This is a genomic window from Caulobacter sp. D5, from assembly GCF_003185805.1.
Lineage (GTDB): Bacteria > Pseudomonadota > Alphaproteobacteria > Caulobacterales > Caulobacteraceae > Caulobacter.
Window position 1 is genome coordinate 1 of sequence record NZ_QHJY01000548.1, and the last position, 1085, is coordinate 1085.

Consider the following 1085-nt stretch of genomic DNA (forward strand, 5'->3'; position numbering starts at 1 on the left):
CCGCTTCTCGTTCGGCGGCGAGGCCGTCAGCGAGGACGTGTTCGAGCAGCCGACCTTCCCGCAGCCGAGCTTCCCGCCGGCCGCCGCGCCCGTCCCGGCCCCGGCCTTCAGCGCGCCCGCCGCGTTCGAGCCCGACTTCCCGATCGAGGAGCCCGAAGCGCCCGGCTTCGCCGACGAGGACTTCGAGGCCGCCGACGGCTTCGCCGTGACCCCGCCGGTCCGCGAGCCGGCCTTCGAGGCCGACGCCTTCGATCCCGAGCCGCAGGCCGCTCCGGTCGCGACCCGCCCGATGTCGACCCGCGAGGTCATCGAGCAGGCCCGCGCCGCCGCCCGCGCCGCGGCCGCCGGCGCCGAGAGCAAGGCCAAGATCAAGCCCGCCAAGGCCGAGAAGGCTCCGGCCAAGTCGCTGTTCGCCGGCTTCGGCAAGGCCCTGCCCAAGAAGACCAAGCGCGGCGTCTCGTCGACCCTGGTCGCGGCGTTGCTGGTCTCGGGCGGCGCCGCCGTGCTGGGCGTCGGCATGGCCGCCGCCACCCTGAAGACCGATCGCGATGGCGTCGGCGTCAACGACCGTGTGGCCAAGGCCATCGCCGGCCGCGCCTCCGACGTCGAGATCAAGTCCGCCGAAGCCGACACCACTCCGGCCCAGCCGCGCGTGGCCATGGCGGTGGTGGCCCCGGTCGCCCAGGCCACGGCCACGACCGCTGCGGCGCCGACGCCGGCTCCCGCCGCCGAGCCGGCCGTCGACACCGGCGAGGCCCTGTTCGCCGACGCCGTCAGCCTGCTGGAAGCCAAGGACCGCGCCGGCATCGCCCCGCTGCGCAAGGCCGCCAACCTCGGCCTGCCCAAGGCCCAGTTCGTGCTGGCCAAGATGTACGAGATGGGCGAGGGCGGCCTGAAGAAGGATCCGACCGAGGCCCGCCGCTGGTACGAGCGCGCGGCCCAGGGCGGCGACGCCAGCGCCATGCACAATGTCGGCCTGTTCGCCTCGCGCGGCCAGGGCGGTCCGCAGAACTGGACGACGGCCGCCAACTGGTTCCGCAAGGCGGCCGAAGCCGGCCTGGTCGACAGCCAGTTCAACATGGGCC

The 1085-nt window shown here is 74.7% G+C and carries 1 protein-coding gene; it reads left to right on the plus strand.

Going from position 1 to position 1085, the window contains the following annotated elements:
• Positions 1-1085: tetratricopeptide repeat protein (locus DMC18_RS25070; RefSeq protein ID WP_146218226.1), on the plus strand; the 1085-nt coding region annotated here is incomplete at both ends.